Origin of the sequence: Clostridium sp. TF11-13AC (assembly GCF_003481065.1) — a bacterium.
In the GTDB taxonomy this organism is placed as follows: domain Bacteria; phylum Bacillota; class Clostridia; order Lachnospirales; family Lachnospiraceae; genus Otoolea; species Otoolea fessa.
Genome location: NZ_QUKJ01000005.1, coordinates 144,800 through 156,222 on the forward strand (window position 1 = coordinate 144,800; position 11,423 = coordinate 156,222).

The 11,423-nt window shown below is 47.2% G+C and carries 9 protein-coding genes; all 9 read right to left on the reverse strand.

Features of this window, described 5'->3' with window-relative positions:
- Window positions 1-13: 13 nt before the first annotated feature.
- Window positions 14-1,534, reverse strand: coding sequence for a putative basic amino acid antiporter YfcC (gene yfcC / locus DXD12_RS11445; RefSeq protein WP_118468203.1), 1,521 nt, complete (start codon window positions 1,532-1,534; stop codon window positions 14-16).
- A 167-nt stretch (window positions 1,535-1,701) separates the two neighbouring features.
- Window positions 1,702-1,824, reverse strand: coding sequence for a hypothetical protein (locus DXD12_RS15805; RefSeq protein ID WP_270707184.1), 123 nt, complete (start codon window positions 1,822-1,824; stop codon window positions 1,702-1,704).
- Between the two features lie 19 nt (window positions 1,825-1,843).
- On the reverse strand, window positions 1,844-2,107 hold the full coding sequence (locus tag DXD12_RS11450; RefSeq protein WP_182457071.1) for an acylphosphatase: 264 nt from the start codon (window positions 2,105-2,107) through the stop codon (window positions 1,844-1,846).
- A 3-nt stretch (window positions 2,108-2,110) separates the two neighbouring features.
- On the reverse strand, window positions 2,111-3,085 hold the full coding sequence (locus DXD12_RS11455; protein ID WP_118638387.1) for a Gfo/Idh/MocA family oxidoreductase: 975 nt from the start codon (window positions 3,083-3,085) through the stop codon (window positions 2,111-2,113).
- A gap of 25 nt (window positions 3,086-3,110) precedes the next feature.
- Window positions 3,111-4,145, reverse strand: a complete 1,035-nt coding sequence (locus tag DXD12_RS11460) for an alcohol dehydrogenase (RefSeq protein WP_118638388.1) — start codon at window positions 4,143-4,145, stop codon at window positions 3,111-3,113.
- 21 nt (window positions 4,146-4,166) lie between these two features.
- Entirely contained in the window at window positions 4,167-4,523 is a 357-nt protein-coding gene (locus tag DXD12_RS11465) for a hypothetical protein (protein WP_118638389.1), read from the reverse strand.
- A 671-nt stretch (window positions 4,524-5,194) separates the two neighbouring features.
- Entirely contained in the window at window positions 5,195-6,736 is a 1,542-nt protein-coding gene (gene guaA, locus DXD12_RS11470) for a glutamine-hydrolyzing GMP synthase (protein WP_118629029.1), read from the reverse strand.
- 667 nt (window positions 6,737-7,403) lie between these two features.
- Window positions 7,404-10,256 carry an excinuclease ABC subunit UvrA gene (gene uvrA / locus DXD12_RS11475; RefSeq protein WP_118638390.1) on the reverse strand — a complete coding sequence of 951 codons (2,853 nt, stop codon included), beginning with the start codon at window positions 10,254-10,256 and terminating at the stop codon, window positions 7,404-7,406.
- 300 nt (window positions 10,257-10,556) lie between these two features.
- A complete protein-coding gene (locus DXD12_RS11480) occupies window positions 10,557-11,360 on the reverse strand; it encodes a formate/nitrite transporter family protein (protein ID WP_182457072.1) in 804 nt (267 codons plus the stop codon).
- Window positions 11,361-11,423 lie beyond the last annotated feature (63 nt).

Below are 11,423 nucleotides of genomic sequence, written 5' to 3' on the forward strand. Positions count from 1 at the left end.
TAAAATACATATTTTAGAATCCAATTCCAACTGCAACAAGAACTGTAATGATTGCACCAATCATTAAGACACCAAGGAATTTCCACATGAATTTAATCCAGTTAGACCACTCAATCTTTGCAATTGCAAGAGATCCAATCAAGCATCCGGATGTAGGAACAATCAGGTTTGTAAATGCATCACCAAGCTGGAATGCAACTACAGCTGTCTGACGCGAAACACCTAACAGGTCTGACAGCGGAGCCATGATCGGCATTGTGATGGCAGCCTGTCCTGTTCCGGATACAACGAAGAAGTTAAATACGGACTGGAACAGATACATAAGTACGGCTGCAACTGCTCCGGAAACTCCAGACAATGCATTTGAAATATTATACATAATTGTATTAATAACTGTAGGTGTTGTCGGATCAGAACCACCAAGAACCTGCATGATTCCCTGTGCCATAGCAACGACAAGGGCAGCACCGATCAGGTCTTTTGCTCCATCTTTGAAAGATGTTGCAATATCATTCAGTTTCATATCATTCAGTTTAAAGATAACTCCAAACACACCGGAAACAATTCCCATAATAAAGAACTGTGTTGCAATCTCCGGCATGTAGTATCCCTGAGTCATAACTCCCCAAACTACCCATACTACTGTAACAGCCAGTGTCAGAAGGACTAAAATGTGTCCAAGACCAAATGAATGTCCTTCGTCAATTCCTGTTGTTTCATTCTGCTCACGGAAATATGAATCCGTCTTATATGCGATTGAGATTGTCGGATTCTTTTTAATCTTTGATGCATAGAACATAGTCATTCCACAGCCGAGTGCTGTAAATACGACCCACATTACCATACGGAATCCTGCACCGGAGAATACGTCAATACCTGCAATACCCTGTGCAATGCCTACAGAGAACGGATTCATCCAAGATGAACCGAAACCAATCTGTGTGGCAACATAAGTAACAAGAACTGCGATAACTGAATCATATCCAACTGCTACAAACAACGGACAAAGAATCATAGTAAACGGAAGCGCTTCTTCTCCCATTCCGAAAACTGCTCCACCAAGAGAAAACAGTACGAAAAGTATCGGAATCAGTAGTTTTTCTGCTCCCTTGGCCTTACGGATCAATCCGATCAATCCAGATTCAATCGCACCTGTACGGATCATGATACCAAATGCACCACCTACTACCATAAGGAATGCGATAATCTCGATTGCAGAACTATTTACGATTCCGTTATACATATAGTTGAAGAATCCTGTTCCACCATCTCCGCTAAAGAGTGCTACTCCTTCTGTTACTACATTTCCTGCATCATCTGTCAGATACTGGAAACTTCCGTCCTTGATTACTGTACGGGTTTTCTCAACACCATTGATCATATATGAAATATCCTGTGTTTCATAAAATCCCTTTGGTACAAGGAATGTCAGAAGTGCTGCGATAACAACTACTAAAAAGATGATAATGTAAGTATCAGGCACTTGGAATCCCTTGTTAAAGGACTTTAGCCCTTTTTCTTCTTTTTTGCTCATTTTTGAGTCTTCCTCCCATTTTTTGATATACCATATTAGTGTACCATAGAATGCTAAAAAGCCAACTAAAAATTTACATGTTTTTTGTCATTTTCCTGTATTTTTATATACCCAAAAATGGAATTGGCTCTGGTAATGCAAATCATGACCACTGGCTTAGCCAGTGATTAGACTGCGCCTTCCGGAACCTGCGGAAAGGCCAGATCCTCAATCGTGCCATACTGAAGAGCCGCATTTCTCTCTTCCTCTGCCCAAAGTTTGCTTGGATGATTGGAAAAATTGATAAACATAGTAACATCCCCCTCGTTTTTATCTTATCTTAAATCCCCGTTCTTCTTCACAGGGAATCTCTGTGATCTCCATATCCGTCACGTTGATCCATCTCTGCTGCTGAATCCTAGCTAACATTTCCCGAATGGAAACTTCGCTTCCCTGCACTTCCATCTCCACTCTTCCGTCCCACAGGTTCTCCACCCAGCCGGTCAGGCCAAGGGACTGGGCGATATAAAAAGAGCGGTAACGGAAGCCGACTCCCTGGACATCGCCGGAAAAAAAGATATGTTTTCGTACCATAATTTACATCTCCTCCGGATACTGAAATCCCCATTCTTTTCTGAATTCCGTCATCATATCCATCACATCTTTTGTATAATCCAAATGCATGCATTCTGCATCCCCACGGATGGCTTTCTCCATATCCGCCAGCTCATAGGCCAGCGCATCTGCATGCTCGCCGGCCTGAATCACTTCCGTTTCTCCGGAATCTGTATAGGTGATTCTCGCTTCCCAGGCTCTCGGATATTCCATGATTTCTATATATCCCTTTTCACAGGATACCATGCCTCTTTTCGGCTGCTTGGAATGCAGCGACAACATGACAGATGCCATCTGGTCTTCCTGATTCATCAGCAGCAATCCTGCCTGTTCATCCACTCCTGTAGGTGCCGGTTTTACCTGGGATAAAAGCTGATCTGGCTTGGAATCCATAAACCACCGAATAAAGGAAAGCGCGTACACCCCGATATCCAGCATGGCACCTCCTGCCAGGTTTTTATTAAAAAAGCGGTTGTTCATATCATATTCTTTGAAGCTTCCAAAATTCATAGTGATCAGATTCACCTTTCCAAGTTTCCCTGACTCAAGAATCTCTTTAAGCTTTTTATAAATCGGCATATGATAAATCGTCATGGCCTCACCTATGACAACACCCTTTTTATCCGCCAGAGCAATTGCCTCATCCAGTTCCCGGCTGTTTAAGGTGATAGATTTTTCGACCAGAATGTGCTTTCCATTCTCAATTGCCCTGCGCATAAAATTAATATGGGTATTATGGGGAGTTGTGATATAGATTACATCAATATCCGGGTCTGTAAACATGTCATTATAATTATCATATACCTTTTTTATCCCATATTTTTCTGCAAATGCAACCGCTTTCTCATGGGTTCTGTTACCCACCGCATCGATGTTTCGCCCGTTTTTCTTTAAGGCCACGGCCATTTCATTTGCAATCACTCCGGTTCCAAGAACTGCCCATCTGATGTTCTGCATGTATCTCTTACCTTTCTTTATCCAACTAGCACTCCACCGCTACCTTAATCACTCCATCTTTCTTGTTCTCAAAAAGCTCGTATGCATCTTCGATCCGGCTAAGCGGATAGGTATGGGTAATAAGCGGTTCCGTATCGATCTTGCCCTCTGCAATGAGGCGAAGCGTCTCCTCACAGTCGCATCCATCTACACCGCCGGTTTTAAAGGTAAGATTCTTGCCATACATATCCGGAAGCGGCAGCGTCTGGGCTTCGTCATAGAGCGCTACCACTGTGACGATTGCATTAGGCCTTGCACATTCCCAGGCTAACCGGAAAGTAGAGGGGGCTCCTGCCACCTCAAGGACCACATCGGCTCCGCCGTGATCACTGTTTTTCTGAACATATTCCAGACATTCCTCCGGTGAAACGGTGTATACATCCGGATAATGCTCCTTTATAAAGCGGATACGGTTTTCATCTTTCTCGCAGACAATGATTCGTTTCGGTTTCTTTAACATTACGCATAGAAGGGTACAAATACCCGTCGGACCGGCACCGATGATCAAAACCGTATCTTCCTCCGTGATCTCAGAGATTCTCGCCGCCCAATAGCCGGTCGCCAGCACATCTCCCACAAACAGTGCCTGCCGGTCCGTCACTCCATCCGGAATCTTATTTAATCCCTGATCTGCAAATGGAACCCGCACATATTCGGCCTGCCCGCCGTCGATACGGCATCCCAGGGCCCAGCCGCCATTCTCGTCCGTACAGTTATTTACATATCCATTTTTACAGAAAAAGCATTCACCACAGAAGGTCTCTACGTTTACAGTGACTCTGTCCCTCGGCTTCACATGGGTCACCGCTGACCCAACTTCTTCCACAATTCCTACCATCTCATGACCGACTGTAATTCCAGGGACCGCCCGCGGCACACTTCCGTGTTTGATATGCAGATCACTGGAACAGATGCTGGCCAGTGTTACCTTTACAATCGCATCCCGTTCGTGCATAAGCACCGGTTTTGGTTTTTCCACTAATTCAAACTTTCCCTTAGAAATATATGTATATGCCTGCATTGCTTAACCCCCTTCTTTCTATTATTCATACTGAATCCTATTATAGGCGAAACTTGGGGTTATTAGCAAGATTTGCCGTAAAAAACATGCTTCTGCTTCATTGAAACATTCCGCGTACATGATGGCTAGTTCCAACTGCTGGCAGGCTCCGGTATCATATATCATTTTTTCAGAAAAACGTCCAAAGCGAGTTGCCTGCGCAAGGTTCCATTTTTCAAGGATCACCTGCATCTGCTGGTTTGTCCGTTTCAACTCATCCGTAAGAACAGCCAGCTGGCTACGTAATTCTTTTTCCTGCTCCATGCTTTCAAGCAAGAGCTGCAGGATATCTTTTTTATTCAGTTTTGCCAGCTGTTCTTTTGATAACGCAAGTGCCATACGGACGATCAGTCTCCTTCGCTTTTATGGATCCAGTATAACAGAAGAAGCGAAAATTTCATTTGGATCAGCTGTTACAGACCTCTGCACAGGGAACTGCTTTGGCTGCGTTACTTCAACAAAGCCGCTTTCTACAAGCAGGGCCTCTTTCACTTTGCGGAGCCAGTAATAATAAGAGTCTCATGAAAGCTGATGCTGTGCACAATAATCTTTGACAGACAGACCAGATTCGTTGCGCTCCTGAATAATAGCAGCCCAGTTTTTTACACAGATCTGTGCTGTGGCAAGTTTGGTGTTCATAATTGACCTCCTAGTGTGAAAAATGGAAAAAGTGTATTGTACAACTTTTCCAACATTATCTCAAACTTGGAGGTGTAGTTCTAGAGATGTGTGGTTTACCATTTACGATCGAAATGTTCCAAGACAAACTTAAACCAGATAAATAAGCACGACAAAAGCCCTTAGCTATGAGTTTTATACCCACAGCTAAGGGCTTTTTAGATAAATATGGATTTATTTGTTGCACAACCACCTGTCAATCATTCTCTAACCCTAAAACCACTGGATTACAAGAATAATGGCTCTCATGCAACCGTTATCAAATTGTTATCAAAAGACTTTTAAAAGTGCTGCAAACCCGCATAAATGCCGGATTCACTAAACATTTTTGTTTATTCAAACTCAATCGTAGCCGGCGGTTTCCCCGTGCAATCATACAGTACGCGGTTTACACCTTTCACCTCATTTACAATTCGGCTTGTGACTTTTCCGAGTACTTCCCACGGAAGTTCTGCGGATTCTGCGGTCATGAAGTCGGATGTGAGGACGGCACGAAGTGCGATGGCATAGTCATAGGTTCTGACATCGCCCATGCAGCCTACGGAACGCATATTGGTCAGGGCTGCGAAGTACTGACCGAGTGTGCGGTCGATACCTGCTTTTGCGATCTCCTCGCGGTAGATAGCGTCTGCATCCTGTACGATGCGTACCTTCTCTGCGGTTACCTCACCGATGATACGAACGCCAAGTCCCGGACCCGGGAACGGCTGACGGTATACCAGATTTTCCGGAATACCAAGCTCCAGACCGGCGCGGCGGACCTCATCTTTAAACAGCATACGCAACGGCTCGATGATCTCCTTGAAATCTACGTGTTCCGGAAGTCCGCCTACGTTGTGGTGGGACTTGATAACAGCGGATTTTCCAAGACCGGATTCAATTACATCCGGGTAAATCGTACCCTGTACGAAGTAATCTACTTTGCCAATCTTCTTTGCTTCCTCCTCAAATACGCGGATGAACTCTTCGCCGATGATCTTACGCTTGCGCTCCGGATCGGTTACACCTGCCAGCTTATCGTAGAAACGCTGCTGTGCATTGACACGGATGAAGTTCAGCTTGTACGGACCGTTCGGACCAAATACTGCCTCTACCTCGTCACCCTCGTTTTTACGAAGCAGACCGTGATCGACGAATACGCAGGTCAGCTGGTCGCCGATCGCTTTCGCCATCAGGACACCTGCTACGGAAGAGTCTACGCCGCCGGACAGAGCCAGAAGGGCACGACCATTTCCTACTTTTTTACGGATTTCTTCGATGGATTTCTCTACGAACGCATCCATCTTCCAGTCACCTGCACAATGGCAGACACTGTATACGAAGTTATGCAGCATCTTGGAGCCTTCCTGTGTATGAAGTACCTCCGGATGTGCCTGGATGCCGTACCAGCCTTTTTCTTCATTTTCCATACCTGCAATCGGGCAGACCGGAGTATGGGCTGTCACACGGAAACCTTCCGGCGCCTTGGAAATATAGTCGGTATGGCTCATCCAACAGATGGTCTTCGGGGATACACCCTCATACAGCTTAGATGTTGTGTCTACCTCTACCTCAGTCTTTCCGTATTCGCTGACCGGTGCTGTGGCAACCTCGCCACCTAACAGGTAGGACATCAGCTGTGCGCCATAGCAGATACCCAGTACCGGGATTCCCAGATCAAAGATTTCCTTTGAACATCTCGGAGATTCCTCCTTGTATACACTGTTCGGTCCGCCGGTGAAAATGATACCCTTCGGGTTCATCTCTTTGATTTTTTCCAGCGGCAGGGTGTAAGGATGAACCTCACAATATACGTTACACTCTCTTACTCTTCTGGCAATCAACTGATTGTACTGTCCGCCAAAGTCCAGTACAATGATCATCTCTTTCTCCACGAGTATTCCTCCTATAATTTTATGCTGCGATCCGTACTTCATCAACTTGTAGCTTCGAATCAACTTCCAGGATTTATGGTCACACGCTTGCACAACATGTGAACTGTAACAGTCATACTGCTGCCGCAGGTAATCGCTCCGTTTCAGCCACATCGCCGCCAATCGAAAAATAACCGGTCGCAATCTGTTCAGCAGCTATACCACGTTCTCTTCCTGTCAATTCCTGTAACTTTTATTATAAAATACCCGGCAATTAAAGACAAGCCATTTTTACGGTATTTTCAGGCACTTTTTCCAGAAAAATACTTTTCGATTCAATTCAAGTCGAACATCCGTGAGACTTGGCGCGTGATTCTGGTCAGCGAAGCATCGGCAAAATCCGCTACCAGTATGATATCGTACGGAATTTTCAGTGCAGAAAATTTCTATCCGCAAGTAAAAATGCATATTCTATGCAGAATCACTGCGCATCCTCGCGGAGCGTTTATCTCAACCGGAGACCTAACTCCCACTGAGACAAATTTGTTATTACTCGCCACCTAAAGAGGTGGGGCTTCTCAACTGAGAGCAAAGGATGAGAATTATTATACTATTTGCATTGTGCAGATATGCACCCCCTGCGCTTTCATCTCGGTAATTGAATTGCCGAGGATTCCCGCTTATTGTCCTAAACATTTAAATATTTCTTCACATACTTCCCCGTATACGATCCCGGCGTCGCTGCCACCTCTTCCGGTGTTCCTTTCGCAATCACGGTTCCGCCGCCCTCGCCGCCTTCCGGTCCGATGTCGATCAGGTAGTCAGCAGTTTTGATGACATCCAGGTTATGTTCAATGACAACCACGGTATTTCCACCATCCGACAAACGTCTTAATATCTCAATCAGACGGTGTACATCGGCAAAATGAAGTCCCGTAGTCGGTTCGTCCAGAATATAGATCGTCTTGCCGGTTCCACGCTTGCTCAACTCCGTCGCCAGCTTGATTCGCTGTGCCTCTCCACCGGACAGCTCGGTGGATGGCTGTCCCAGACGGATATAGGAAAGTCCTACATCGTAGAGTGTCGCAATCTTCCGGTGTATGGACGGCACATTTTCGAAGAATTTCATCGCCTCCTCGACCGTCATATTGAGGACATCATAGATGCTTTTCCCCTTATATTTGACCTCCAGCGTTTCCCGGTTATAGCGCTTGCCGCCGCAAACCTCACACGGCACATAGATATCCGGCAGGAAATGCATCTCGATCTTGATGATGCCGTCGCCGGAGCACGCCTCACAGCGCCCGCCTTTTTTATTGAAGCTGAAACGTCCTTTATTGTAGCCTTTTGCCTTGGCATCCGTAGATGCCGCAAACAGATCCCGGATCAGATCAAATGCCCCCGTATAGGTTGCCGGATTGGAACGCGGCGTCCGCCCGATCGGAGACTGGTCGATCGCGATAATCTTATCGAGCTGCTCGACGCCCTCAATGGACTTATGTTTTCCCGGAATCGTGTGTGCGCGGTTCAGCTTCTTTGCCAGCGCTTTATAAAGAATCTCATTGACAAGTGAGCTCTTTCCCGAACCAGAAACGCCCGTCACGCAGGTCATCACGCCCAGCGGAAATTTAACATCGATATTTTTCAGATTATTTTCTGCCGCTCCTCTGACAGTAAGCCATCCCGTCGGTTTCCGCCGCTCGGACGGCACCGGAATCTGAATGCGCCCGCTCAAATATGCACCGGTAATCGATTTTTCATTTTTCATGATCTCTTCCGCTGTGCCGATCGCCACGACCTCGCCGCCGTGTTCGCCCGCGCCCGGACCGATGTCCACGATACAGTCTGCCGCGCGCATCGTGTCTTCATCGTGCTCAACCACCAGAACTGAATTTCCCAGATCCCGCAGGTGTTTTAGGGTATCCAGAAGCTTGTCGTTGTCCCGCTGGTGAAGTCCGATACTCGGCTCGTCCAGAATATATGCCACACCGACCAGACCGGATCCGATCTGGGTTGCCAGGCGGATTCGCTGCGCCTCGCCTCCGGACAGCGTGCCAGTCGCACGCGACAGGGAAAGATATTCCAGACCGACATTGATAAGAAAGCTGATTCTCGCCCGAATTTCTTTCAAAATCGGTGCACCAATCGCCTGCTGCATCGGCGTCAACTCCAACGCATCGATAAATTCGCGGAATTTGACGATCGACATATCGGTCGCCTCGAAAATATTTTTCCCGCCGACCGTGACCGCCAGAGATTCTTTTTTTAACCGCTGCCCCTTGCAGGTTGGACACGGTGTGATCCGCATAAATGTCTCATATTCCGCCTTCATTGAATCAGAGAACGTCTCACGGTATTTGCGGTTCATGCTCTGAATCAGCCCCTCAAAGGCAATATCATAAATTCCCTCGCCACGCTGTCCACGGTAATACACCTTCACAACCTTGCCGCCGGTTCCGTAAATTAAAATATCATGGATCTCCTTCGGATAATCCTCAAACGGAGTATCCAGACTGAAATCGTATTCTTTTGCCAATGCATTTAAGATCGCGCCGGAAAAGCTCGTTTTGTCCGTGCAGGACTGCCATCCCATCGCCGTGATCGCACCCTGGTTGATGCTCAAACTCTTGTCCGGAATCATCAGATCCTCGTCAAACTCCATCTTATAACCAAGTCCGAAACAATCCGGACACGCGCCGAACGGATTGTTGAAGGAGAAGCTGCGCGGCTCGACCTCATCCACGCTGATGCCGCAGTCCGGACAGGAGAAATTCTGACTGAACGTCAGGGTATCGTGCTTTTCTTCGCCGTTTTCATCCCGAACCGCCGTATCGGCCAGCATCAGGCCATTGGAAAGTCCCATGACCGTCTCAATCGAATCCGAGAGGCGTTTCTCAATCCCCGGCTTGACCACCAGACGATCGACCACAATCTCAATATTGTGCTTGATGTTTTTATCCAGCGTGATCTCCTCGGAAAGCTCGTATAAGCTGCCGTCCACCCGCACACGGACATAGCCGCTCTTCTTTGCCTGCTCCAGCACTTTCTCGTGGCGTCCTTTCCGCCCGCGCACGACCGGGGCAAGAAGCTGGATCTTCGTGCGCTCCGGCAGCGCCATGATCTGGTCAACCATCTGATCAACCGTCTGGCGGCGGATCTCACGACCGCACTTCGGGCAATGCGGAATACCGATCCGTGCGTACAAAAGACGCATATAATCATAGATCTCCGTCACTGTGCCGACCGTCGAACGCGGATTCCGATTCGTCGATTTCTGGTCGATAGAGATCGCCGGGGACAAGCCCTCGATGCTCTCGACATCCGGCTTTTCCATCTGACCTAAGAACTGACGCGCATAGGACGACAGGGACTCCATATACCGCCGCTGCCCTTCGGCATAGATCGTGTCAAATGCCAGAGATGATTTACCCGAACCAGAAAGTCCGGTCAGGACGACCAGCTCATTTCTCGGAATATCAATGGAAATGTTTTTCAGATTGTGCTCATTGGCACCTCGTATCTTTATATATTGCTTCGCCATATCTGTACCTCAATTATCATTGACTCTGCTCTGTTTTATCATGTCACTGCTGACTTATTTTATAGTCATTATAGTCACAGTCTTCCCTGTAATTATGCTTAGTATAACACATTCCAAGAGCCTTTGCAAACATTTGTTCTGTTTGATAAAATTGAATCAGCTAAACATAGATATTCCTTAGGAATAGAAGTCAAACTTTTCATCGATTCTAATACAAAAAGGGCACCTCCGCCCGGCTCCAAACCTAGCATGGAGACCAGACAAAAATACCCTTTCGCCCTATTTCATTTTTTCACGCATTCATTTTATTTCACGATTTTTCGTTCCCCGAAGATACACCAGCCAGTACCCGCCTCCAATCACCAGCATCCCGCCGATCATATTTCCGATCGTAGCCGGAATCAGATTATTGAGAATAAAGGTTCCGATCGTCAGCCCTTCCGCTGCCAGACCGTACTCGCCCATGATCATCAGCCCCGCCGGGATGTAAAACATATTGGCGATGCAATGCTCGAAGCCGCAGAGAATGAAAATCGCCACCGGCGGATAAAGCGCCAGAATTTTGCCAGATACCTGCTCGGAGCTCATCGCCGCCCAGACTGCAATACAAACCAGCACATTACAGAGGACCGCACGGCACAGCACCTCCGACAGAGTCAGGGTCACCTTGGAAACGGCTGTATTCAGAAGAACCTGCGCCAGATCGCCGCCGTACAGGCTTGGAATATGCCCGTAGACAAATAAAACCGCCACAAAGATCGCGCCAATCAGATTTCCCAGATAGACAAACAGAAGATTTTTAAACAGCCCGCCCACGGAAATCCGTTTCTGCAGCGCCGAGATCGTCATCAGGCAGTTCCCAGTGAAAAGTTCCGCCCCGGTGCAGACCACAAGCGCCAATCCTGCCGGGAATACGAGTGCCGAAGCAATCCGCGATGCCGAGGCATTTGTCATTGCTGCCGAGGCAACCGACGCCCCTGCGCCTGCCAGCGCGATGAACATTCCGGCGAAAAAGCCGAGTATCAGCATATGAGACACCGGAAGTTCCGCCTTTTTTCTGCCCGTCTCCACATAATTTTCTGCAATCTGTTTCGATGCAATCATAGATTTTCCTCCCATCAGCCTTTCTATGTCCGAAATTCATTTTTCAAATTCTTCCTTTTATCT